This window comes from Amycolatopsis sp. MJM2582, assembly GCF_000754115.1.
In the GTDB taxonomy this organism is placed as follows: domain Bacteria; phylum Actinomycetota; class Actinomycetes; order Mycobacteriales; family Pseudonocardiaceae; genus Amycolatopsis; species Amycolatopsis japonica.
Map to the genome: position 1 here is coordinate 1,841,537 of NZ_JPLW01000001.1, position 22,872 is coordinate 1,864,408.

A 22,872-nucleotide genomic window follows, 5' to 3' on the forward strand; every position below is an offset into this window, starting at 1 on the left:
AGCTAGGAGACGACGATGCGCATAAGACGGTGCATGGCCGTGGCGATCGCGGCCGTCGCGGCGTTCACCATCCCGGTCGCCGCGAGCCCGGCGACCGCGGACCAGCAGGCCGAGGACGCGCAGGTCCAGATCTACGAGGTCTTCGGCACCGGGACCTCCCAGCAGCGCACCCAGATCTCCCGGCTGGGCGTCGACGTCCTCGGCTCCGCGGGCGGCACGACCACGTTCATCGGCGAGGCGCGCGACGCGGCGAAGATCCGCTCGCTCGGCTACCGCGTCGAGCAGCGCGGCGTGGTCGACCGGTCGGAGAAGGTCGGCACCAACGCGATCAACGACTTCCCGCCGTCGGACTCCGGCTTCCACAACTACGCCGAAGTGACGACGGAACTACGCAACGCCCAGTCGAACTACGGGTCGATCGCGCGGCTGAGCAGCGTCGGCAACTCGTACCAGGGCCGGGCGCTGAACCTGCTGAAGATCAGCGACAACGTCGGCACGGACGAGAACGAGCCGGAGGTCCTGTTCACCTGCAACCAGCACGCGCGTGAGCACCTGACCACCGAGATGTGCCTGCGGATCGTGAACCGGTTCACCCAGGGCTACGCCTCGGACCCGGCGATCAAACGCTTCGTCGACAGCACCGAGATCTACGTGATCCCGAACGTCAACCCCGACGGCTCGGAGTACGACATCTCCGGCGGCAGCTACAAGTACTGGCGCAAGAACCGCCAGGGCAACGGCACCGACCCCAACCGCAACTGGGGTTACAACTGGGGCTGCTGCGGCGGTTCGTCGGGCTCGACCACCAGCGAGACCTACCGCGGCCCGTCGGCGTTCTCCGCGCCGGAGACCCGCGCGGTGTCCAACTTCGTCAACTCGCGCAAGATCGGCGGCGTCCAGCAGATCAAGGCGAGCATCGACTTCCACACCTATTCGGAGCTCGTGCTGTGGCCGTTCGGCTTCACCTACAACGACACCGCACCCGGGATGACCGCGGCCGAGGCTCAGCGGTTCCAGACGCTCGGGCGGCAGCTGGCGGCGACCAACGGCTACACGCCGCAGCAGTCGAGCGACCTGTACATCACCGACGGGACGATCGACGACTGGATGTGGGGCACCCACAAGATCCTGAGCTTCACCTTCGAGATGTACCCGCGGGGTTCGAACCCCGGTTTCTACCCTCCCGACGAGGTGATCGTCCGGGAGACCACCCGTAACGACAAGGCCGTGGACCTCCTGCTGAACACCGCCATCGGCTGAGGCTCCAGAGTTCCGTGAAGGCCTCCTTCCCTACTCTCAAGGTAGGGAAGGAGGCCTTCACGGACTTTCGCGCATAGGGTGCGGGGCATGCCGATGTTCGAATTCGAGGGGCTGCGTCCCCAGGTGGATCCCGAAGCGTGGATCGCCCCCACCGCCACCCTGATCGGCGACGTCGTCGTCGAGAAGGGCGCCTCCGTCTGGTACGGCGCCGTGCTGCGTGCCGACTTCGGGAAGATCATCGTCCGCGAGGGCGCCAACGTGCAGGACAACTCGGTCATCCACGTCAACGGCGGCGTGACCGAGGTCGGCAAGAACGCCACCGTCGGGCACCAGTGCCTCGTGCACGACTGCACGGTCGGCGAGCAGGCGCTGATCGGGAACGGCTCGACCGTGCTCGACAAGGCGCAGATCGGCGCGAAGGCACTCGTCGCCGCCGGTGCCACGGTGACGCCCGGCATGGTCATCCCGCCGGAGACGGTCGCCATGGGCAGCCCGGCGAAGAAGCACGTCCCGCTCGACGGCACCGCCCGCGGCTGGGTCGAGCACAACGCGGTGATCTACCAGGAGCTGGCGCGCCGTCACGCGGAGACCGTCAAACCGATCGATTGACTCTCCAGTAACTGGAGACCATAGCTTCGGCGCATGGCACCGAAGTCGAAGAAGAAAACACATCAGGCGACCCTCGAGCTGACCGCCGGCAACGCGCCGGTGGTCGACCTCGGGAAGACGCTCGGGCAGACCGGCGTGAACCTCGTCGAGGTCAAGAAGGCCTACGACGCGGCGACGGCGGCGCAGCGGGGCGACATCGTCCCGGTGGTCGTGTCGGTGTTCGAAGACCGTTCCTTCGAGCTTCGGCTGAAGACCCCGCCGGCGTCCTTCCTCATCAAGAAGGCCTTGGGCGGCAAGGGATCCGGCCGCCCGGGGCATGAGGTCGCCGGGAAGCTGACCCGGGAACAGCTGCGCGAGATCGCCGAGCGGAAACTGCCGGACCTCAACACCGGCGACGTCGAAGCGGCCATGCGCACGATCGCGGGCACCGCTCGCTCGATGGGCGTCGCGATCGAAGAACCGTGACGCGCAAGCACGTGATCGTCCCGCCTTTCCGCGACCTCGACCCGGCTCTCGAGATCGCGGAAAGGCTGCTGGCCCAAGGGAATCCGTGGCTCGCCGGGGTCGTATCGGCGCTGCCGGACGAACCCGCCGCCGCCGACCGGCTCAACCGGATCCTCGCCGGGAACGGTGCCGCGCCGCGGCTGGTCGAGTCCGGGAAGGGCTGGCGATTGGTGCACGTGACGGCGTGGCCCGGCTGCGGTGACCTGGTCGCGGGAGCGTCCGGGCTGGCGGAACTCGTCGTGTTCGGTGGCTGGCGGCGGATCAAACGCTGTGCCGTCTGCGCACAGGCGTTCTGCGACCGCACGGCCGGATGCAGCCGCCGGTGGTGCGCCGGACATCGTCCGCACGCCGGGCCTCGCGCCGTGCTCTAGGCTGGTCCGCACCAGCGACTGGCGCCATTTGAGGTGGAGCACCACCGGGAAGCGACGACAAGGCCGGTACCGCGCGCCTGGGTCCGGCCGTCTCTGGCAGGAGTACGTCCGATGACACACCAGCCCGAACTTTCCGCGCTCGCCGCCGCCGACCCGCAGATCGCGGGGCTCGTGGAGGACGAGGCGAAACGCCAGCACGACAAGATCCGCCTGATCGCGTCCGAGAACTACGTTTCCCAGGCTGTCCTCGAAGCGACGGGCACCGTCCTCACCAACAAGTACTCCGAGGGCTACGCGGGCAAGCGGTACTACGAGGGCCAGCAGCTCATCGACCAGGTCGAGACTCTCGCCATCGAACGCGCGAAGGCCGTCTTCGGCGTCGACCACGCGAACGTCCAGCCGTACTCCGGTTCCCCGGCGAACCTCGCGGTGTACCTCGCTTTCGCGCAGCCGGGCGACACCGTGCTCGGGATGGCGCTGCCGGACGGCGGCCACCTCACGCACGGCTGGAGCGTGTCCGCGACCGGCAAGTGGTTCACCCCGGTCCGCTACGGCGTCCGCAAGGAGACCGGCCGTGTCGACCTCGACCAGGTCCGCGAACTCGCGCTGAAGCACCGGCCGAAGCTGATCTTCGCGGGCGGCACCGCGATCCCGCGCACCATCGACTTCCCGGCGTTCGCGGAGATCGCCCGCGAGGTCGACGCCGTGCTGGTCGCCGACATCGCGCATATCGCCGGGCTGGTCGCCGGTGGCGCGCACCCGTCGCCGGTCGGGCACGCGCAGGTCATCACCACGACCACGCACAAGACGCTGCGCGGCCCGCGCGGCGCGATGATCCTCTCCGACGCCGACCACGCGAAGGCCGTCGACAAGGCGGTGTTCCCCGGCCTGCAGGGCGGCCCGCACAACCACACGACCGCCGCGATCGCCGTCGCGCTCGGCGAGGCGCAGAAGCCGGAGTTCTCCGCGTACGCGCACCGCATCGTCGCCAACGCGCGGGCGCTGGCGGAAGCGCTGGTGGAGCGGGGCTACGACCTCGTGTCCGGCGGCACCGACAACCACCTGCTGCTGATCGACCTGACGAACAAGAACGTGCCGGGCAAACCGGCCGCGCAGGCGCTGGACCGCGCCGGGATCGAACTGAACTACAACACGGTGCCGTTCGACCCGCGCAAGCCGTTCGACCCGTCCGGTATCCGGCTCGGCACCTCCGCGATCACCACCCGCGGGCTCGAGCCGGAGCACCAGGTCAAGGTGGCGGAGTGGATCGACCGCACGATCACCGCGGCGGCGGGCGAGGAACAGTCCGCTTTGGACACCATCGCGGCCGAGATCCGCGAGTTCCTGGCGCCGTTCCCGATCCCGGGCTACTCGGCGTAGTTCAACGCGTGAAGGCCTCCTTCCCTCGGCTCAGCCGAGGGAAGGAGGCCTTCACGCGTTTCGAAGCTCTGACGAGCTAGTGAGCCGCCGGACCGTCGATGGCCTCCTTGGCCAGCCGGTCGGTCTCACGGTCGAGCGAACGCTTGATCTCGGCCTCGGCCTCGGAGCGCCCGACCCAGGTCGAACCCTCGACGCTCTTGCCCGGCTCCAGGTCCTTGTACACCTCGAAGAAGTGCTGGATCTCGAGCTTGTGGAACTCGTTCAGGTGGTGGATGTCGCGCAGGTGCTCGAGCCGCGGGTCGTTCGTCGGGACCGCGAGGACCTTGTCGTCCGGGCCCTTCTCGTCGGTCATCCGGAACATGCCGATCGCGCGGCAGCGGATCAGGCAGCCCGGGAAGGTCGGCTCCTGGACGAGCACCAGCACGTCGAGCGGGTCGCCGTCCTGGCCCAGGGTGTCGTCGATGAACCCGTAGTCGGCGGGGTACTGGGTGGCGGTGAACAGCGTCCGGTCGAGTTTGATCCGACCGGTCTTGTGGTCCACCTCGTACTTGTTGCGCTCCCCCTTGGGGATTTCGATAGTGACGTCGAATTCCACGCCGGCCTCGCTGCTCTCGTCTTTGGTACGCCCCGCCGTCGCGGACGGCTCACCGAAATCATCGTCTTGTCTTCACTAGTGTGGACCACGGGGGCCCGGGCGGTCGCATCGATGTGGTCGTATGTGAGCTTGGCCCCTTCCCCGGACGGTGGATGAAGGAGTGTTGCGTGCCGGAAAACGATGTCCCGATGTGGCCGTCGGACGACAAGGACACCTCATCCGCCGAGCCCAAGGGTGCCAAGGGGGAGGGTGAGGCCACCGTCTGGCTGCCGATGACGGGGCTGGCGAACGGCAAGACCGAAGAGCTGGCAGTGCCGAAGGTCACACCCGAAAGTGGCTCGTGGTTCCAGCCCGTCGTCGAGGTCGAGGAGGAGCCGGACGTCCCGGAGACCCCGACGCCGCAGTGGTCCGCCTTCGAGCCCGCGACGCCGGTCGAGGCCGTCAAGCCCGAAGAACCCGAAGCGCCGAAGACGGTCTTCGTTCAGCCCGTCCAGCCGCGGCAAACGGACAAACCCGACTGGGAGCAGTTCGACCGGGGCGCCCCGACGCCGACGCGGGATCACGAGCTCGCGAGACCCGAGCCGCGGCAGGAACCCCCGCAGCAGCAGCGCCGTCCCGAGCCGAGCCGGGTCGAGCCGCCGGCGCCCGCGCCGGTCCCGTCCGCGACCATGCACGCGCGCCCGGTCCGCATCGAGCCCGCCGAAGAGCGCTTCGACGCCGAAGCGACCGTCGGGATCCAGCAGTCCGAGCCGCCTTCCAAGGAGCCCCCGGCCGCCGAGGCCGAATCCGCACCTGCGCCGAAGCCGAAGCGCAAACGCAAGGCCCTGCTGATCACAACGCTGGTCGTCGTCCTGCTGCTCGCCGGGATGGGCGGCGCCGCCGCGATGCCGAAGGTGTCGAACCGGCTCGGCCTGCCCTGGGCGCCGAACGCGCCGAAGGGCGAGATCCCCAAGCCCGCCGGTGTCACCCGCGTCCTGCACGGGCCGGACATCAACGGCGCCGGGCCGACGAAGGACGGTCTCGCGGCCGCGCTGGCCGGCCCCGCCGGTGCGCCGGACCTGGGCACGCTCACCGGCACCGTCGTGGACGCGGCGACCGGTGAGGTCCTGTGGGACAAGAACTCCGGCACCCCGCTGACCCCGGCGTCGACCACGAAGATCCTCGTCGTCGCGGCCGCGCTGCTGTCGATGGAGCACGGGACGCAGTTCTCGACGAAGATCGTCCAGGGCGCCGAGCCGGGCACGGTCGTCCTCGTCGCGGGCGGCGACCCGTCGCTGACCGCGTTGCCGCTGGGCACCGATTCGCCGCTGTACCCGGGCGCGGCGCATGTCGACGACCTCGTCGCCCAGGTCAAGAAGGCCGTGGGCGGCAAGATCTCCAAGGTCCAGCTGGACGTCAGCCTGTTCAAAGGGCCGACGGCCGCGAAGGGCTGGGACCCGGAGGACACCGCCGCCGGGAACACCTACATGGCGCCGGTCCTCCCCGTGATGGCCGACGGCGGCCGCACCGACCCGAAGAACGATCACTCGCCCCGTGTCGCGAATCCGGCGGCCGCGCTGACCCAGAAGATCGCGGGGAAGCTCGAAGCCCAAGCCGGCGGTACGACGACGGCGCCGAAGGACGCGAAGGTGCTCGGCGAGGTCAAGTCTCAGCCGCTGACCGAGTTCGCCAACTCGCTGCTTCAGCTCTCGGACAACCTGATGGCCGACGTCCTCGCACGCCAGCTCGCGCTCGCGAAGGGCGTCGAGCCGTCGTTCACCGGCGGCGCGGCCGCGACGATGGACGTGCTCAAGCAGGCCGGATTCGACCTCACCGGGGTCCAGATCAACGACGGCAGCGGGCTGTCCGACCAGAACAAGATCCCGGCCAAGGTGCTCAGCGAGATCCTCGCGGTCGCGGCGGCGCCGGACGGCAAGGATCCGAGGACGCCCAAGCTGCGCCCGCTGCTGGCGGGCCTCCCCGTCGCGGGCGGCAGCGGGACGCTGGAGAAGCGCTACGGCGATCCGGCGTCGTCGGCGGGCCGGGGCTGGGTGCGCGGCAAGACCGGGACGCTGTCCGGGGTGAACACCCTGGCGGGCGTGGTGCTGGACACCGACGGCCGGATGCTGGTGTTCGCGCTGATGTCGTCCGGTTCGGACCAGAACAAGGGCAGGGCCGCGCTCGACGTCGTCGCGGCGACCCTGCACAAATGCGGCTGCAGGTGAGCGACCGGAATCGGAGCGTGAGGAACTCGGGACGGAAACCGGTCTTCCAGCGGGTAGCGTCATAAGAGTGACTGAGGAAACGCCGACCAAGACACGTTCGATGGTCGACTGGTCCCTGGCCGCCTCGACGGGCGCCCTCCTGGTGCGTGGCGGTCCGGTGGTCGACCGCGAAGAGGCCGAAGAAGCCGTCGCCGAGCTACGTGACCTGACGAGCGAGGCCGAGGGGCACGTCCGCGAGCTGACCGGGCTCGGCCTCGACCTGCCGCTTTTGCCCGCCGAAGTCGTCGACCGGCCCGGCTGGGTCCGTTCGGCCGCTGCCGGGCTCGACGCGCTCACCGGTCGCGCGCTGCCGGAAGCGCAGGGTGGCCCGCTGGCGCCCGTGCTGGCCGGTGGCGCCGGTGTCCAGACCGGTCTCGTGCTCGCCTTCCTGGCGTCCCGCGTGCTCGGGCAGTACGACCCGTTCGGCGGGCCGGACCGCGCCGGGCAGCTGGTGCTCGTCGCGCCGAACGTCGTCGCCGCCCAGCGCGCGATGGACGTGCCGGGGCACGACTTCCGGCTGTGGGTCTGCCTGCACGAATGCACCCACCGGCTGCAGTTCACCGCGGTCACCTGGCTGCGCGATTACTTCGCCGACGAGGTCGAGCGCCTGATCGGCGGGCTCGCCGGCCGGGACGCGGACGGGCTGAGCGATCTGGTCGGCCGCCTGCCGGACACCATCAAGCAGATCGGTAAGGGCAAGACGGGCGGCGCCGGTCTCGCCGAACTCCTGCAGTCGCCGGGCGAACGCGCGGTGTTCGACCGGCTGCTGGCCCTTTCCACCCTGCTGGAGGGGCACGCCGACTTCGTGATGGACGCCGTCGGACCGCAGGTGGTGCCGAGCGTCGAGCTGATCCGTTCGCGGTTCACCGCCCGGCGCAAGGGCGGCGGCCTGATCGACCGCGTGCTGCGCAGTCTGCTCGGCGTGGACGCGAAGCTGCGCCAGTACGAGCAGGGCGCGAAGTTCACCAAGCACGTCGTCGACGCCGTCGGCATGGACGGCTTCAACGCCGTGTGGACATCGCCGAACACGCTGCCGACCAGGGCCGAGATCGGCGATCCGGCGGCCTGGGTGCGGCGCCTGCACGGGTGAGCGGACCCGATCCCGCGGTCGCGGCCGTGCGGACGGCCGTGCGGGAGTTCCTGGCGTCGGCGAGCCCGCGCGACGAGGTGTACGTCGCGGTCTCGGGCGGCGCGGACTCCCTGGCGCTGACCGAAGCCGCCGCGTTCACCGGCGGCCGCGCGGGGCTGAAGGTGCGCGCGCTCGTCGTCGACCACGGCCTCCAGGACGGTTCCGCCGAAACCGCCGCCCGCGCCGCGGACACGGCACGAGAACTGGGCGCCGACACCGCCGAAGTCCTGAAGGTGCGCGTCGAGGGTGCGGGCGGACCGGAAGCCGCCGCCCGCCGGGCCCGCTACGGCGCCTTGCGTTCGGCGCTGCCGGACGGCCACGGCCTCGTCCTGCTCGGCCACACCCTCGACGACCAGGCCGAAACCGTCCTGCTCGGCCTCGGCCGGGGTTCCGGTCCGCGCTCGCTGGCCGGGATGCGGCCGCTCGACCCACCGTGGGGACGGCCGCTGCTCGGCGTCACCCGCGCCACCACGCGCCGGGCTTGCGCGGCGCTCGGCGTCGACCCGTGGCAGGACCCGCACAACGCGGACCCGCGGTTCACCCGTGTCCGGTTGCGGACGGAAGTACTGCCCCTTCTGGAGGAGGTGCTGTCCGGCGGGGTCGCGGCCTCGCTCGCCCGCACGGCGGCGCAACTGCGCGAGGACACCGAGGCGTTGGACACACTCGCGGGCGAGGTCCACCTGCGGGCTTTCACCGGCGAAGGGCTCGACGTCGCCGTGCTCGCCACCGAACCGCCCGCGCTGCGGCGACGCGTCCTCCGCAGGTGGCTGCTGGACTCCGGGGTCCGCGAGCTCACCGACGCCCATCTGCGTTCGGTCGACGCGCTGGTGGGGAACTGGCGGGGTCAGGGCGGGGTCTGGCTACCCGGCGACTTGGTGGCGAAGCGGGCGCATGGCAGGCTCTTGCTCGAAACACCCCAGTCCACCACCTAGAGGGGAACGTCCTGTGTACGAAGGCGAGATCGCCTCCGTGCTCGTCACCGAGCAGCAGATCAACGACAAGATCGCCGAGCTGGCCGCACAGGTCGCCGCGGACTACCCGGCCGACGGCCCCGGCTCCGGGCAGGGAGACCTCCTGCTCGTCGGCGTGCTCAAGGGCGCGGTGATGTTCATGACCGACTTCGCCAGGGCTCTCCCTCTTCCCTCCCAGCTCGAGTTCATGGCGGTCTCCTCCTACGGCTCGGCGACTTCGTCGTCCGGCGTGGTGCGGATCCTCAAGGACCTCGACCGCGACATCGCCGGCCGCGACGTGCTCATCGTCGAGGACATCGTCGACTCCGGGCTGACCCTGTCCTGGCTGCTGAAGAACCTCGCGAGCCGGAACCCGGCGTCGCTGGAGGTCGTCTCGCTCCTGCGCAAGCCGGAGGCGGTCAAGGTCGACGTACCGGTCAAGTACATCGGGTTCGACATCCCCAACGAATTCGTAGTCGGATACGGCCTGGACTACGCGGAGCGTTACCGGGACCTGCCCTACATCGGCACCCTGGATCCGCACGTTTACACGTCCTGAGAACCGCTTGCCCGTTCGCGGGGAAATGCGGAACCCTGAGCGCGGAGAACGCGTCATAGGCTGCGATCAAGTGCGTTAACCTATGCGAAGACCTTTGCCACGAAGCCGTCGTGGCCTGGCCCGGGGGAAACGGAGAGAGCTCAGATGGGGAACAGCAGCCTGGCGGACGCGAACGCGTTCAAGAACGCCGCGGCTCAGGGGCAGGTCGGGATCGACCCGGACGCGGCCCAGACCGCACTGAACAAGATCCGCACCGGCAAGGACGCCGTCGAAGCGCTGCTCCACAGCGCCGGCGACCTCGGGCAGGCGCCGAAGCTGGGCAACAACCCGGTCGGCAACGCGATCGCGGCGAAGGTCGCGAACCGGGCCGACGGCGGCGGCGACTCCTACACCGCCGCCCTCCAGAACCTTTACCAGCAGTACGAGGCGGCCGAGGCCGGCATCGTCACCGCGATGGCCCGTTACCACGAGATCGACCAGGCCGCGGCCGAGCCGTTCCGGAACGTCTGAGGGGGAGTCAGAAAGCCATGCCACCGAAGCACAGCGCCGACTCTTACGGCGAGAGCAACACCAGCGGCGCGCCGGTCCAGCTCGGCGACAACACCGAAGCCGCGAACATCGTGTCGTCCGCGCGCGGCCGTTCCGACGGGTTCGACATCGGCGCGGACCGCGCCATCACCAACCCGCCGAACTGGGAAAGCGCCCCGAGCAGCCAGGACCTGTGGAACCAGGCCAACCTCGGCAACGACCCCAGCACCGCGACCGCGATCAGCCAGTCCTGGAACTCGCACGGCAGCAAGCTGAGCCAGGCGTCGAACGACCTCTACAACGCGATCTCCGAACTGGGCTCCGCCTGGATCGGGCAGGGCGCGGCGGCCGCGCAGGGTTCGCTCGTCGCCATCGCGAACTCGGGCTCGCAGGCCTCCGAGGCCGCGCACACGATGTCGGACCGGCTGCAGAAGCAGGCCGACGCCGCCACCAAGGTCAAGCTCATGCCGAAGCCGACCGACTACAGCCCCGAGAAGGCCATGGGCCAGGCGCTGGCGGCGGGCCCGGTCGGCATGATCACCGACCAGAAGCCCCTCGCCGACCAGGACAAGGAAGTGCGGGCGGAGCAGGCCAGGTTCCTCGAGGCATACACCAAGGAGATGAGCGAGGTCGACAGCTCGACCCCGAGCTTCGGCCCCGAATCCCTCGGCATGAAGCCGACCGCCACGCACAACAGCGCTTCGTTCAGCGGTGTCGGCAACATCGGCGGCGGTGGCCTCAACTCCGGCGCCGTCTCCGGCACCCCTGTCTTCGCCGGTACGCACGGCTACGGCGGCGCGCACGGCAGCGGCGCGGCTCCGATCCACGCCGGTCCGGACTCGGGTGTGTTCTCGCAGGCCGGCTACAACCCCGCCGCGAACGTCCCGGCCTCCGGCGTCGCGCCGGGCGCCGGCGTCGCCTCCGGCGCGGGTGCCCCGATGACCCCGCACGCCCCGGCGAGCGGTGGCAACGGACTCGGCCAGGCCCTCACCGCGGCCGGGCTCGGCGGCGCTCTCGGCTACGCCGGTGCCAAGGCGCTCGGACAGGGCAACAAGTCCGGCGCCAAGGACACCGACAGCACCGACGCCGCGGCCACCGAGAAGGGCGGGCCCGCGCAGAGCGCGGCGTCCCAGGCCGTGCCGCAGCAGGGCATCGTGTCCTCCAGCGGCACCATCGGTGGCGGCGCCACCCCGCCGATGCAGGGCATGGGCGGCATGGGCATGGGCGCCCACGGCGCGCAGGCCGAGCAGGAGGAGGAGCACACGCACGCGTCGTTCCTCATCGAGCCGGACCCGGACGACGCCTTCGGTGCCAACGAGGCGACCCCGCCGCCGGTCATCGGCGCCTGGACCGAAGACGACGAACGCTAGAACGGTTTTCACCGGGCGCGCGGCCGATCGGCCGCGCGCCCGCTGACTTGTTTGGGGGCCGAAGATGGCGAACGGTGAACTGCTCACCCCGGTCGAGCTGGACTTCCTCTGGGAGGGCGCGAACGCCGGAGAGCTGCCGTACCCGTTACGGCTCCGCTCGCACGGGGCGACCATGGACGAGCGCGGCGCCCTGCGCACGCAGACGCTCCAGTCGCTGAACCAGCGCCGCCTCGCCGACGAGCGCGGACGCCCCGAGCCGCATATCGAGGACTACTTCGGTGTCCTCGCGAGGCCGGACCTGAGCCTGGACTGCGTCCAGCTCAACAATCCCAACACCGAACCGCTGCTCGCGGTCGCGTCCCTGCTCGGCGGCCAAGGCCTGCTGACGGTGCAGGACCCGCGCGGTTTCCACTTCCACCCCATCGCCCCGGACGGCCTCGCGAGCGCGATCGTCTCCCTCCTGCCGCCGGGGACCCGCGGCACGGAGAAGTCGATCACCCTCCCGCTGGACGGGCTCGTCGGCGCTTCGGGGGCGGACTTCCTCCAGCGTCGCCAGCCGCAGATCGACGGCACGGCGACGTCCGACGAGGACCGCAAGGCCCTGTCGAGGCTCCAGGCCCAGCCGCGGCTTCGCGGTGGCCAGTTCGGCGCGAACGCGCGCAGCAAACACGGCACGCGGAGCCGGTCTTCGGTGCTGAGCTGGTTCGACACGCAGTCCGGCCGGTACTTCACCCAGGCCACCCGCGGTGCCGACGGCCGGGACTGGATCACCATCGCGCCCGCGGATCCGGCGACGTTGCGGCACCGGCTCACGGAGATGCTGGGGAAGATCGCTTCCGACGCTTCTCTCGCGCGCTGACCCCTCTTCGAAATGTCATGAAAGGGTCGTTCCTGACATTTTTCGTCCTGAACGAACCTTTCATGACATTTGGCAACCCGGGCACTTAGCGCATCCGGACGACGACTGTCGTACCCCTTCGCTATCGTGAACCCGCTGGGCGTCCCGAGGCCCAGAAGCCGAGGTGCCGGGAGGGCACGGAGCAATGCACCAGGAACATTTCACGCCGATGGCGTTCGACTTCCTCTGGGAGTCCGCCGAGCTCGGCGACCTGCCGTACCCGCTGCGCGTCCGGTCGCACGGCGCGACCGAGCTCGAACGGCGGGCGCTGCGCCAGCGCGTCGACAACGAACTCCAGGCCCGCGGCATCCGCGACGGCCGGGGCCGGCTGGACCGGAAGATCGAGGACTGGCTGTACCTCCTCGCCCGCGGTTCGCTGACCATCGACGCGCTGCACATCCCCGATTTCCAGGCCCCGACGATCGCCGTGCTCGGCGCCACCGACGGCCGCGACGCGGTGATCGCGATCCAGGACCAGTCCGGGATCTGGCTGCGTGAGGCACCCGCCGACGGGCTCCCGACCGCGGTCGTCGACCTGCTGCCCCCGGGGCAGCGCGGTTCGGAGGCGTCCATCACGCTGCCGATCGACGACGCCCGCCGCACCGAGCCGATCCGCGCCGCCATCAACGCGACGAAGCAGTCCGAAGAGCCCGAAGCGGCGAAGTCCCGCCGCAAGGACAAGCCGCGCGTCTCGCTCAGCGAACGCATCACCGCGGACCCGCGCGAGGCGTTCGGCAAGCTCACCGGCCAGCCGAGGCTCCGCGGCGGTCAGCTCGCAGCGAACAGCCGGTCCCACGTCGGCGCCAAGCAGCGGTCCCGCGTCCTCGGCTGGTTCGACACCGCCAGCGGCCGCTATCTCAGCACGTCACAGGCCGGTCCGGACGGCCGCGAATGGGTCACCGTCTCACCCGCGGACGTCAAGACACTCCGCATGAGGCTGGGTGAAATGGCCGCCGGTGTGGCGGTCGACACACGGTGAGAGCCCGCTCCGGGAACCCTCGCGAGGCGTCCGCCGTTTACGTCCGAGAGGCTCACCACCCTCATCCGTCCAGGCGGGCGGTATCCTGAGGGGCGGGTGTCGGAGCACCATGGGTCGTCAAGATCGTGATGGCGGGTATCACAGGAGCCGCCCAACCAGGAAGGGTCGAGGCCACCAGGGCCGAGTCGTATGAACCGGAAGAGCGTGCTCAGGAACCCAGTGCTCTGGATTCTCGCGGCGGTACTGGCGTTTCTCGCATACAACACGATCTTCGACAGTGATCGTGGCTACACCCAGGTGCCGATCTCGATCGCGAACCAGCAGATCACCGCGAATAACGTCAAGGAAGCCTCGCAAGAGGACAAGGAGCAGCAGATCAAGCTGCTGCTGAACAAGAAGATCGAGGTCGACGGCCAGCAGGTCGACCAGATCATCGCGCAGTACCCGGCGAACGTCGCGGGCACCATCTACGGCCAGCTCATCGGCCTCAAGAGCGGTGACAACCCGGTCAAGTTCACCACCAAGGTCACCCAGCAGAACGTCCTCACCCAGATCCTGATCTTCGCCATCCCGCTGGCGCTGGTGCTGGGCCTGCTGATGTGGATGATGAACAACGCGCAGGGCGGCGGGAACCGCGTCCTCAACTTCGGCAAGTCGAAGGCCAAACAGCTCAACAAGGACATGCCCAAGACGACCTTCGGGGACGTCGCGGGCGCCGACGAGGCCGTCGAAGAGCTGTACGAGATCAAGGACTTCCTGCAGAACCCGGCGCGCTACCAGGCGCTCGGCGCGAAGATCCCGAAGGGCGTGCTGCTCTACGGGCCGCCCGGTACCGGTAAGACGCTGCTCGCGCGCGCCGTCGCCGGCGAGGCGGGCGTGCCGTTCTACACGATCTCCGGTTCCGACTTCGTCGAGATGTTCGTCGGTGTCGGCGCCTCGCGGGTCCGCGACCTGTTCGAGCAGGCCAAGCAGAACGCGCCCTGCATCATCTTCGTCGACGAGATCGACGCGGTCGGCCGCCAGCGCGGCGCCGGCCTCGGCGGCGGCCACGACGAACGCGAGCAGACGCTGAACCAGCTCCTCGTCGAGATGGACGGCTTCGACGCGCGCGGCGGCATCATCCTGATCGCCGCGACCAACCGTCCCGACATCCTCGACCCGGCGCTCCTGCGTCCCGGCCGCTTCGACCGCCAGATCCCGGTGTCCGCGCCGGACATGCGCGGCCGCAAGGCGATCCTCGAGGTGCACGCCAAGGGCAAGCCGATCGCACAGGGCACCGACCTGAGCAGCCTCGCCAAGCGGACCGTCGGCATGTCCGGCGCCGACCTGGCGAACGTGCTCAACGAGGCCGCCCTGCTCACCGCCCGCCAGAACGGGCACGTGATCACCGACGCCGCGCTGGAGGAGTCCGTCGACCGCGTCGTCGGCGGCCCCGCCCGCAAGAGCCGGATCATCTCCGAGAAGGAGAAGAAGATCACGGCTTACCACGAGGGCGGGCACGCGCTCGCCGCGTGGGCGATGCCGGACATCGAACCGGTCTACAAGCTGACGATCCTGCCGCGTGGGCGCACCGGCGGGCACGCCCTGCTCGTCCCGGAGGACGACAAGGAGTTGATGACCCGTTCGGAGATGATCGGGCGCCTGGTCTTCGCGATGGGCGGCCGGACGGCGGAGGAGCTCGTCTTCCACGAGCCCACCACCGGTGCCTCCTCCGACATCGAGCAGGCGACGAAGATCGCCCGCGCGATGGTCACCGAATACGGCATGAGCGCCCGGCTCGGCGCGGTCAAGTACGGCCAGGAACAGGGCGACCCGTTCCTCGGCCGCTCGGCCGGCCGCCAGGCGGACTACTCGCTGGAGGTCGCGCACGAGATCGACGAGGAGGTGCGCAAGCTCATCGAGACTGCGCACACCGAGGCGTGGCACGTGCTGAGCACCTACCGCGACGTGCTGGACGAGCTGGTCATCGAGCTCCTCGAGAAGGAGACGCTGACCCGCAAGGACCTCGAGCGGATCTTCGCGACCGTCGAGAAACGCCCGCACATCACCATCTTCAACGAGTTCGGCGACCGCAAGCCGTCCGACAAGCCGCCGATCAAGACCCCCGGCGAGCTGGCCATGGAGCGCGGCGAGCCGTGGCCCCCGCCGGAGGAGAAGAAGGAGCAGCCGGTACTGCAGCCGGCGCCGACCCCGGTCGGCACCGCGCAGGGTGGCGGCGACCTTCCCGGCGGCCCGCCGTACACGCAGCCGGCCCCGCCGCCGGACCCGAACGCCAACCCGTACGCCCCTCCGCCGCCGGGCGCCTACCCCAACGGCGGTCGCCCCAACGGCGGGCCGAACGGCACCGGTCACTGGCCCCAGGCATATGGTGGGCAGCAGCCGGGCGGACCGGCAGGCGGTTACCAGGGTGGGCCCGTAGGCGGCCCGCCGAACTACGGGGCTCCTCCCGGATGGACCCCGGCGACCCAGCCGGGCGGCCAGCCGAACCAGCCCTGGCGTCCCGCCGAAGACCGCCCGCGCGACGGCTGGTTCGCTGACCAGCCCGGCGGTCAGCAGGACGAAGGACAGCAACGGCGTGACGACGGACAGGACGACACCAAGCGATAACGGCGACCGCCCGGTCTTCGACCAGGACCGGGCCGAGAAAGCCGTACGCGAACTCCTGCTCGCCTGTGGTGAGGACCCGGACCGGGACGGTCTCTTGGAGACCCCGGCCCGGGTCGCTCGCGCTTACCGGGAAATGTTCGCCGGTCTCTACACCGAACCGGACCACGTCCTGGACCGCACGTTCGACGAGGCCCACGAAGAACTCGTGCTCGTGACGGACATCCCGATGTTCAGCACCTGTGTGCCGAGCAAGCAGACGGTGAACGCGGTCGGAGGTCGTAAGCAGGCGGCCGAGGTCGAAGTTGGTGACAAGCTGTGGACTCTGTCGGGTGGCAAGGTCGAGGAGACCACGGTCACCGAGATCAGCTCGCACCAGACTCGTGAGCTTGTCGAGGTCACGACCGCAGGCGGAAGTTTCAAGGTCACTCCTGACCATCCTTTGGCGACGCCCAAGGGCTGGGTGGAGGCCAAGGACGTCGAGGGTTCCTTCATCGAGTGGACCCACGCGCGCAAGCTTTGCCGGGATCGCTGGAAGCCGAAGTTCGGCTACGACTTGGGTTATGTCATCGGTGCGACCTGCTCGGACGGAACCGTCGCCGAGCGCTACGTCTCGCTGGTGGTGAACGATCGTGACTTCGCGAAGAAGTACGCCGAGTCCCTTTACCGTGCCTTCGGGATCGAGGCGAAACTCGAACCGGTCACGCGGCCGTCGGGCTACCTGGAGCGCGATGTTCCGGGATTTCGGGTGCGAGTCGTCTCGTCGTTCCTCGCGGATCTGATGCGGCAGTACGTCGGTGGCGATGCCCACCATCAGCGCCAGCGATTCCCCATGGTCGTACTCAACGACTTGAGCACCTTCAACGGCTTCCTCGACGGGTATGTGGACGGGGATGGCTTCCGTCACAAGAAGATCGCCGGCCGAACCGTTGTCAGCGCGAACGTGCCCTTCCTGGAGGATCTGGCCACGGTCATCGGCGCGCGTTTCACTCCCAAAAGTGGTGGGATCGCGTCGCACCTATACATTGCCGACAGCTGGTTCCGGCGACACGGCTTCCCTCAGGATGACTACTCAACCGATCTCATCGAGTCGGAGTACGTCGAGGTCGAGTCCGTCCGTCCGGTGAAGGCCACGGGAACCAAGCCCTACACGGTGTACAGCTTCAAATGCGAGCCACACCCGACCTTCCTGATCGCCGGGCACCTGACGCACAACTGTGAACATCATTTGGTCCCATTCCACGGTGTCGCCCACGTCGGCTACATCCCGAACGGCCACGGCAAGGTCACCGGCCTGTCCAAACTGGCCCGCCTCGTCGACCTCTACGCCAAGCGCCCGCAGGTCCAGGAGCGGCTCACCTCCCAGGTCGCCGACGCGCTCATGCGCAAACTCGAACCCCGCGGCGCGATCGTCGTGGTCGAGGCCGAGCATCTCTGCATGGCCATGCGCGGGATCCGCAAACCCGGCGCGAGGACGACGACGTCCGCCGTACGCGGGCTGCTGCAGTCTTCAGCGTCCTCGCGGGCGGAGGCGCTGGACCTGATCAAGGGCCGTCGATGACCGCCCTGCCCCGGCCCGGCCGGTGTGCGGTGATGGGCATCCTGAACGTCACCCCGGATTCCTTTTCGGACGGTGGCCGCTACCTCGGCGTCGAGCAGGCATTGGAGCACGCGCACGAGATGTGGGCGCGCGGCGCGGATCTGATCGACGTCGGCGGGGAGTCGACGCGGCCGGGAGCGTCCCGGGTGGACGCCGAGACCGAGATTTCCCGGATCATGCCGGTGATCCGCACGCTCGCCGCCGACGGTGTCGCGATGTCCGTGGACACCACCCGCGCCGAGGTCGCCCTCGCCGCGGTCGAGGCGGGCGCTTCCGTGATCAACGACGTCTCCGGTGGGCTGGCCGATCCGAACATGGCGAAGGTCGCCGCCGAGACCGGTGTCCCGTATGTGCTGATGCACTGGCGCGGGCACAGCAAGGACATGAACGCGCTGGCGTCCTATGAGGACGTCGTCGCGGACGTGCGCGCCGAGTTGCTGTCCCGAGTGGACGAAGCACTCGCCGCGGGTGTCGACCGCGGCGCGATCGTGCTCGACCCCGGGCTGGGTTTCGCGAAGAACGCCGAGCACGACTGGGCGTTGTTGAACGGTCTGGATTCCTTCCTGTCACTGGGTTTCCCGGTCCTCGTCGGCGCGTCGCGCAAACGGTTCCTCGGGCGCCTGTTGTCCGGAAAGGACGGAAAGCCCGCCCCGCCGGACGGTCGCGAGAACGCGACCGCGGCCGTGTCCGCGCTCGCCGCGGCGGCCGGAGCCTGGGGGGTGCGGGTGCACGAGGTCGGCGCGAGTATCGACGCCGTGACCGTCGCGGCGGCTTGGCGGAAGGGGAGTCCTGTTGTCTGACCAGATCACGTTGACCGGATTGAGGGTCTTCGGCAGGCACGGGGTCTTCGACCACGAGAAGCGGGACGGGCAGGAGTTCGTCGTCGACATCGTGGTGTGGCTGGACCTCGGTCCGGCCGCCGCGTCCGACGACCTGACCAAGACGTTGCACTACGGCGAACTCGCGGAGCTCGCCGCCGGGATCGTGGCGGGCGAGCCGTACGACCTCATCGAGAGTGTCGCGGGGAAGATCGCCGACGAGGTGCTGCGCGACGAGCGGCTGACCGCCGTCGAGGTGACGGTGCACAAGCCGTCCGCGCCGATCCCGCTGAACTTCGACGACGTCGCCGTCACGGTGCGGCGGGAGCGATGAGCCGCGCGCTGCTCTCGCTCGGCTCCAATCTGGGTGACCGGCTCGCGTACCTCCGGTCCGCCGTCGACGCGGTCCGGCCCGCGGTCGTCGCGGTGTCGTCGGTGTACGAGACCAAGGCTTGGGGCGTCGAGGACCAGCCGGACTTCCTCAACGCCGTCGTCCTGGTCGACGATCCGGCGCGCGATCACTGGGACTGGCTGCGCACCGGGCAGGCCGCCGAGCAGGCGGCGGAGCGCGTGCGCGAACTCCGGTGGGGTCCGCGCACGCTGGATGTCGACATAGTGACCGTGGACGGGGTGCGCTCCGACGACCCCCAGTTGGTGTTGCCGCATCCCGGCACGCCGGAGCGCGCGAGCGTGCTGATCCCCTGGCTGGAGATCGAGCCCGACGCGGTACTCCCCGGCCACGGTCCCGTCGCCGACCTCCTCGCCGCCCGCCCCGCCTCGGACCGCGACTCCGTCCGCCTCACGCATTTCGTCCTCTGAATGCGGTAGTTCGCGATACCAGCCACCGCATCCAGAGGACTAAACGCGGGTGGTAGCCAGCGCATTCAGAGGACTAAATGCGTTACTCCAGCGCGGAGCGCAGGGCGGCGACGATCCACTCGGCCTGCCGCATCTGCGACGGGAACGACGGCCAGCCGTTCATCTTCCCCAGCAGGAGCCAGTACCGCTCGGCCCGCGGATCCATGCTGATCGCCATCCCGTCGGTCAGCCGCTTCCGCCAGGCCGGGTCGCGCGGGTCACGGCCGTTGCGCGAAGACTGCGTGAAGACCGTCTCCGCCAGTTCCCGGCCTTCGGGCGAGTCTGGCGCGAGGCCGGCTTCGAGCGCTTCGGTCGCCTTCGCGCTCCACGCCGTCCACAGCTCCTGCTGCTTCGCGCCGAAGTCCGCCCCGTCCTCCTTCCGGAGCTGCGAGTGCCACTCGCTCATCCGGCGGATGGACGCGCGGAACTCCTCGTCCTGCACGAGTTCGGCGAACTCGATCCAGGCCTCCAGCTGCTCGGGCGTCGGGTCGTCGGGCAGCTCAGGTTTCGCCGAGCGCATCCGCTCGTAGAACTCCGGATCCAGCTCGAGCCCTTCGACCATGTCCGCCCAGAACTCGTCGAGCAAACGTTTGCGGTCTTCGTCCGACATCGACGCGAGTTTGTTCATCAGTTCGACCTCCTCCAGTGGTGAGTCCCGTTTGGCCACCGCTCGCAGGACCGCACGGCGCAGTTCCAGCCGCCGGATCTGCTCGTCCAGGGCGGCGACGTGCTGGACCGCGAGGTCCCCGATGGTCGCTTCCCTGGTCAGCGCCCGCTCCACGTCCGCGAGGCCCAGCCCGAGTTCCCGCAGCGTCCGGACCAGCTCCAGCCGCGCCATCGCGGTGGCGTCGTAGAGGCGGTAGCCCGAATCGGTGCGGTCGGTCGGGGGCAGGAGCCCTTCGTCGGAGTAGAAGCGGATGGTCTTCACCGGCAGGCCGGTCCGTTTGGCCAGCTCCCCGATGGTGAAAACCGCTGCGGTGCCCATATGCCTCATCGTCGACTCTCCAGTTGGTGGAGAGTCAAGCCTGCCAGGTAGCGTTGGACCATGCACTTCACCCGGCCACGCGAGCTGGCGGTGGCCGGCCTCCTGGGAGTGGTCCTGGCCTATCTGCTCTTCCAGGTCGCCTACGGATCCATCCCCGCGCTTCCGCTCTTCGCCGGAATCACGCTGCTCGTCCTCGCGCTCTGCGAGGTCGTGCTCGCTTTCATCATCCGTGCGCGGATCAAGAGCAACCGCGTGCTCTCAGCGATCTCCGTCGCCCGATCGGTGGCGCTCGCGAAGGCCTCGTCGCTCGCCGGATCCGCCATGACGGGGGTGTGGCTGGCGGCTTTCGCGTATCTTTTTCCGCGACGTGACGAACTCCTCGCGGCGAGCGGTGATCTCCGCTCGGCGACGGTCGGGATCGTCAGCTCGGCGGCGCTGGTAGCTGCGGCTTTGTGGCTCGAACACTGCTGCCGGACCCCCGAGGGCGGCGATCGGGAGCGCGATCCCGAGCCGACCGGTTAACGCTCGAGAGCCACCGCTCGAAGTACCGACTAGGTCTCGTTCGGATTACTAGAAGGTACGGTGTTGGGCATGACCGGGGTGGGTGACGACTCGCGCGGCCGCCTTGCGGGTAGGCCGTGGCTTGTCGTCGGCTTGGTTCTCGCCGTCGGCGCGACTCTCGCATTGGTGCTTTCCGACGACCTCCGCTACTTGCGGTTGGGTATCGTCGCGGCGCTGTGGGCCGCCTTGATCGGTGCGTTCCTCGCGGTCCGCTACCGCAAGCACGTGTCGCAGAGCGAGGACGCCGTCGCCGAGGCACAGGCCGTCTACGAGCTAGAGCTGGAACGCGAGATCGCCGCCCGCCGCGAGTTCGAGCTGGAGATCGAGGCGGAGACCCGGCAGGCCGCCGAGAGCCGGTCCCACGAAGAGCTCGAAGCGCTCAGAGCCGAGGTGAGCGCCCTGCGCGAAAGCCTCCAGTCGCTCTTCGGCGGCGAGGTGCTCCTCGAACGCGTCGCGCTCACCGCGCAGGCCACCCGGATGCGGTCCCTCGACAACAAGCAGCTGATGAGCGCGGGTTCCGAGAACGGCAACGGCAAACCCCAGCTCATGGCGGCCAAGAGCACCACGATCGACGTCGACGAGCGTGAACGCGAGCGCGAGCGCCCGACCGAGATGATCGACCGCGTCCTCGAACCCGCTTCCGCGCGGGTGGGCACGCCGCCCGCGGCTCGCCGCAAACCGGCGAACGGCCAGGTCAACGGCACCAACGGGTACGGGCAGAGCAATCAGGTCCAGCGGCCGAAGCCGGTCGACGAGTCGACTCGCCGCAGTATGCGCAAGGCGGACGCCCGTGCTTCGAAGGCGGCCGAGGCGCTCGCCGCCGAAGCCGCTCGCCGCGAGCGGCTCGAGATGTCCAACCCCGGGATGTCGCCCGCCGAGGTCTCCCGGCCGATGCCGAGGGTCGACGCCCCGCGCAAGACCCCGCCGCCGGTGACGCCGGCCGAGGTGTCCCGTCCGTCGATGCCGGGGGTGTCGCGTGCCGAGGTCTCGCAGCCGTCGATGCCGACCATCGCCCGGCAGCCCCAGCGGCCGGAGCCCCCGCGCAACGAACCGCCCCGCCGCCCGCAGCAGTCTTCGCTTCAGCAGCGGCTCGACGCCGGCACCGTGCAGCGTCCTCCCGCGACGCGGCCCGAGGAGCAGACCCGGAAGCAGACGCCGCCGGTGAAGCCCCCGGCGCAGGCGAAGCCGGTGAAGAAGGTCGAGCCGGACCGTCCCCGGCCGAACCGTGAGCTCGGCCTGACGCGCCCCGGGATGAAACCCGTCGAGCGGCAGCGTCCGGCCGGTGGCACGCCGCCGCCCGCGAACAAGCCGGCCACGCCGGAGCCGATGGAGGCCACCGGCGAGTGGAAGCCGTCGTGGACGCAGGAGCGCCCGGTCTCCGATCTGAGCGCCGCGTTCCCCAGGAAGGACGACTTCCAGGACCGGCTGCGGCCCACGCCGCCCGCCAAGCCCCAGCCCGCGGCCGCCCAGTCGCGTCCCGAGCCGCGTCCGGAACCGCGCCCCGAGCCGAGGCCGGAACCGCGTCGCGACCCGGAGCCGCCGACTCCGCCGTCGATCCCGGCCGTGTCCGAGCCGCCTCGCCGGGCCGAGCCCGTGCGGCAGCCGGAACCCGAACCGGTGCGCCGTCCGGCGGCCGAGGCGCCGTCGCGGCACGGATCCCCGGCCGCGGAGGAACCGCCCGCGGTCAACCCGACCCTGCCCGAAGAGATCCGGCTGGCGCAGAACGGTGGCGGCGGACGCCGTCGCCGGGCCGCCGAGGACTCCTCGGTCTCGATCACCCCGGCCCCGAACGTTCCGGAGCCCACCGGTGGCGGCCGTCGCCGTCGCCCGGACGGGGAGCCCCCGGCTTGGCAGAGCACCGAGTCCACCGGCGGCCGTCACGGCGGCAGGCGGGCGAAGCCGGACGACGAGACGCCGTCCCGCAACGGCTCGTCGCACAGCCGTCCGGAGCCCTCGGACGCGGGCTCGCACGCCTCCGGCCGCTCGGTGATGGACCTGCTCGCCGCCAACGGCGCGAACGAATCCACTCCGCGGCGCAGGCGGCGCGCCGAAGACTGACCCCGTACCGACG

Annotated in this window: 21 protein-coding genes and 2 pseudogenes; 21 read left to right on the forward strand and 2 right to left on the reverse strand. The window is 69.8% G+C overall.

What is annotated here, in order from left to right; all coding sequences use genetic code 11:
• The first annotated feature begins 33 nt into the window (after window positions 1-33).
• The 5 genes from ED92_RS09070 (at window position 34) to glyA (ending at window position 4,124) form a co-directional block, all read left to right on the forward strand.
• Window positions 34-1,260 (forward strand): M14 family metallopeptidase, encoded by a 1,227-nt coding sequence (locus ED92_RS09070; RefSeq protein WP_037335183.1) that lies wholly within the window; start codon window positions 34-36, stop codon window positions 1,258-1,260.
• Between the two features lie 87 nt (window positions 1,261-1,347).
• Complete coding sequence (locus tag ED92_RS09075; protein ID WP_037335186.1) at window positions 1,348-1,869, forward strand: gamma carbonic anhydrase family protein; 522 nt, start codon at window positions 1,348-1,350, stop codon at window positions 1,867-1,869.
• Between the two features lie 33 nt (window positions 1,870-1,902).
• The gene (gene rplK, locus ED92_RS09080) at window positions 1,903-2,334 is read left to right on the forward strand and encodes a 50S ribosomal protein L11 (protein WP_037335188.1); all 432 of its coding nucleotides are present in this window, start codon (window positions 1,903-1,905) and stop codon (window positions 2,332-2,334) included.
• The gene (locus ED92_RS41280; protein ID WP_052120324.1) at window positions 2,331-2,744 is read left to right on the forward strand and encodes a hypothetical protein; all 414 of its coding nucleotides are present in this window, start codon (window positions 2,331-2,333) and stop codon (window positions 2,742-2,744) included. The genes rplK and ED92_RS41280 overlap by 4 nt, the downstream gene beginning before the upstream one ends.
• Window positions 2,745-2,855: 111 nt before the next feature.
• Window positions 2,856-4,124 carry a serine hydroxymethyltransferase gene (glyA, locus tag ED92_RS09090; RefSeq protein WP_037335192.1) on the forward strand — a complete coding sequence of 423 codons (1,269 nt, stop codon included), beginning with the start codon at window positions 2,856-2,858 and terminating at the stop codon, window positions 4,122-4,124.
• Window positions 4,125-4,200: 76 nt separating this feature from the next.
• On the opposite strand, the gene ED92_RS09095 is transcribed toward glyA, so the two are convergent.
• Entirely contained in the window at window positions 4,201-4,719 is a 519-nt protein-coding gene (locus ED92_RS09095; protein WP_016337787.1) for an inorganic diphosphatase, read from the reverse strand.
• A 167-nt stretch (window positions 4,720-4,886) separates the two neighbouring features.
• Between ED92_RS09095 and dacB the strand changes: the two genes are divergently transcribed.
• The 14 genes and pseudogenes from dacB (at window position 4,887) to folK (ending at window position 19,216) form a co-directional block, all read left to right on the forward strand.
• Window positions 4,887-6,923: a D-alanyl-D-alanine carboxypeptidase/D-alanyl-D-alanine-endopeptidase gene (dacB, locus tag ED92_RS09100; RefSeq protein WP_037335195.1), complete on the forward strand. Its 2,037-nt coding sequence runs from the start codon at window positions 4,887-4,889 to the stop codon at window positions 6,921-6,923.
• 100 nt (window positions 6,924-7,023) lie between these two features.
• Window positions 7,024-8,052, forward strand: coding sequence for a zinc-dependent metalloprotease (locus ED92_RS09105; RefSeq protein WP_037335198.1), 1,029 nt, complete (start codon window positions 7,024-7,026; stop codon window positions 8,050-8,052).
• On the forward strand, window positions 8,049-9,023 hold the full coding sequence (gene tilS, locus ED92_RS09110; RefSeq protein WP_037335201.1) for a tRNA lysidine(34) synthetase TilS: 975 nt from the start codon (window positions 8,049-8,051) through the stop codon (window positions 9,021-9,023). Before ED92_RS09105 ends, tilS begins: the two co-directional genes overlap by 4 nt.
• Window positions 9,024-9,036: 13 nt before the next feature.
• On the forward strand, window positions 9,037-9,600 hold the full coding sequence (hpt, locus tag ED92_RS09115) for a hypoxanthine phosphoribosyltransferase (protein WP_016337783.1): 564 nt from the start codon (window positions 9,037-9,039) through the stop codon (window positions 9,598-9,600).
• A 144-nt stretch (window positions 9,601-9,744) separates the two neighbouring features.
• A complete protein-coding gene (locus ED92_RS09120; protein WP_037335204.1) occupies window positions 9,745-10,110 on the forward strand; it encodes a hypothetical protein in 366 nt (121 codons plus the stop codon).
• A gap of 17 nt (window positions 10,111-10,127) precedes the next feature.
• Window positions 10,128-11,498 (forward strand): WXG100 family type VII secretion target, encoded by a 1,371-nt coding sequence (locus ED92_RS09125; protein WP_037335207.1) that lies wholly within the window; start codon window positions 10,128-10,130, stop codon window positions 11,496-11,498.
• A 64-nt stretch (window positions 11,499-11,562) separates the two neighbouring features.
• The gene (locus tag ED92_RS09130; RefSeq protein ID WP_037335209.1) at window positions 11,563-12,357 is read left to right on the forward strand and encodes an ESX secretion-associated protein EspG; all 795 of its coding nucleotides are present in this window, start codon (window positions 11,563-11,565) and stop codon (window positions 12,355-12,357) included.
• Window positions 12,358-12,541: 184 nt separating this feature from the next.
• Complete coding sequence (locus ED92_RS09135; protein ID WP_037335212.1) at window positions 12,542-13,375, forward strand: ESX secretion-associated protein EspG; 834 nt, start codon at window positions 12,542-12,544, stop codon at window positions 13,373-13,375.
• Window positions 13,376-13,564: 189 nt separating this feature from the next.
• Window positions 13,565-15,982, forward strand: coding sequence for an ATP-dependent zinc metalloprotease FtsH (gene ftsH, locus ED92_RS09140; RefSeq protein WP_016337778.1), 2,418 nt, complete (start codon window positions 13,565-13,567; stop codon window positions 15,980-15,982).
• A pseudogene (locus ED92_RS41285) lies at window positions 15,951-16,223 on the forward strand (GTP cyclohydrolase I); the annotation flags it as partial. The gene ftsH and the pseudogene ED92_RS41285, both read left to right, overlap by 32 nt.
• 972 nt (window positions 16,224-17,195) lie before the next feature.
• A pseudogene (gene folE, locus ED92_RS09150) lies at window positions 17,196-17,540 on the forward strand (GTP cyclohydrolase I); the annotation flags it as partial.
• Window positions 17,537-18,379 (forward strand): dihydropteroate synthase, encoded by an 843-nt coding sequence (gene folP / locus ED92_RS09155; protein ID WP_037335215.1) that lies wholly within the window; start codon window positions 17,537-17,539, stop codon window positions 18,377-18,379. The pseudogene folE and the gene folP, both read left to right, overlap by 4 nt.
• A complete protein-coding gene (folB, locus tag ED92_RS09160; RefSeq protein WP_037335217.1) occupies window positions 18,372-18,731 on the forward strand; it encodes a dihydroneopterin aldolase in 360 nt (119 codons plus the stop codon). The genes folP and folB overlap by 8 nt, the downstream gene beginning before the upstream one ends.
• The gene (gene folK, locus ED92_RS09165; RefSeq protein WP_037335219.1) at window positions 18,728-19,216 is read left to right on the forward strand and encodes a 2-amino-4-hydroxy-6-hydroxymethyldihydropteridine diphosphokinase; all 489 of its coding nucleotides are present in this window, start codon (window positions 18,728-18,730) and stop codon (window positions 19,214-19,216) included. Before folB ends, folK begins: the two co-directional genes overlap by 4 nt.
• 82 nt (window positions 19,217-19,298) lie before the next feature.
• On the opposite strand, the gene ED92_RS09170 is transcribed toward folK, so the two are convergent.
• Window positions 19,299-20,240 (reverse strand): MerR family transcriptional regulator, encoded by a 942-nt coding sequence (locus ED92_RS09170; RefSeq protein ID WP_037335221.1) that lies wholly within the window; start codon window positions 20,238-20,240, stop codon window positions 19,299-19,301.
• 60 nt (window positions 20,241-20,300) lie between these two features.
• Between ED92_RS09170 and ED92_RS09175 the strand changes: the two genes are divergently transcribed.
• Window positions 20,301-20,762 carry a DUF3180 domain-containing protein gene (locus tag ED92_RS09175; RefSeq protein WP_037335223.1) on the forward strand — a complete coding sequence of 154 codons (462 nt, stop codon included), beginning with the start codon at window positions 20,301-20,303 and terminating at the stop codon, window positions 20,760-20,762.
• A 69-nt stretch (window positions 20,763-20,831) separates the two neighbouring features.
• A complete protein-coding gene (locus ED92_RS09180; protein ID WP_037335225.1) occupies window positions 20,832-22,859 on the forward strand; it encodes a DUF6779 domain-containing protein in 2,028 nt (675 codons plus the stop codon).
• Window positions 22,860-22,872: the final 13 nt, after the last annotated feature.

Excerpts from the sequence above, each read along its gene's own strand:
- ED92_RS09135 (WP_037335212.1), top strand. The coding sequence starts at position 12,542 with ATGCACCAGGAACATTTCACGCCGATGGCGTTCGACTTCCTCTGGGAG.
- ED92_RS09125 (WP_037335207.1), top strand. The coding sequence starts at position 10,128 with ATGCCACCGAAGCACAGCGCCGACTCTTACGGCGAGAGCAACACCAGC.
- ED92_RS09170 (WP_037335221.1), bottom strand. The coding sequence starts at position 20,240 with ATGGGCACCGCAGCGGTTTTCACCATCGGGGAGCTGGCCAAACGGACC.
- ED92_RS09130 (WP_037335209.1), top strand. The coding sequence starts at position 11,563 with ATGGCGAACGGTGAACTGCTCACCCCGGTCGAGCTGGACTTCCTCTGG.
- glyA (WP_037335192.1), top strand. The coding sequence starts at position 2,856 with ATGACACACCAGCCCGAACTTTCCGCGCTCGCCGCCGCCGACCCGCAG.
- ED92_RS09180 (WP_037335225.1), top strand. The coding sequence starts at position 20,832 with ATGACCGGGGTGGGTGACGACTCGCGCGGCCGCCTTGCGGGTAGGCCG.
- folK (WP_037335219.1), top strand. The coding sequence starts at position 18,728 with ATGAGCCGCGCGCTGCTCTCGCTCGGCTCCAATCTGGGTGACCGGCTC.
- ftsH (WP_016337778.1), top strand. The coding sequence starts at position 13,565 with ATGAACCGGAAGAGCGTGCTCAGGAACCCAGTGCTCTGGATTCTCGCG.
- ED92_RS09120 (WP_037335204.1), top strand. The coding sequence starts at position 9,745 with ATGGGGAACAGCAGCCTGGCGGACGCGAACGCGTTCAAGAACGCCGCG.
- ED92_RS09175 (WP_037335223.1), top strand. The coding sequence starts at position 20,301 with ATGCACTTCACCCGGCCACGCGAGCTGGCGGTGGCCGGCCTCCTGGGA.
- ED92_RS09070 (WP_037335183.1), top strand. The coding sequence starts at position 34 with ATGGCCGTGGCGATCGCGGCCGTCGCGGCGTTCACCATCCCGGTCGCC.
- rplK (WP_037335188.1), top strand. The coding sequence starts at position 1,903 with ATGGCACCGAAGTCGAAGAAGAAAACACATCAGGCGACCCTCGAGCTG.
- folP (WP_037335215.1), top strand. The coding sequence starts at position 17,537 with ATGACCGCCCTGCCCCGGCCCGGCCGGTGTGCGGTGATGGGCATCCTG.
- ED92_RS09075 (WP_037335186.1), top strand. The coding sequence starts at position 1,348 with ATGCCGATGTTCGAATTCGAGGGGCTGCGTCCCCAGGTGGATCCCGAA.
- ED92_RS09105 (WP_037335198.1), top strand. The coding sequence starts at position 7,024 with ATGGTCGACTGGTCCCTGGCCGCCTCGACGGGCGCCCTCCTGGTGCGT.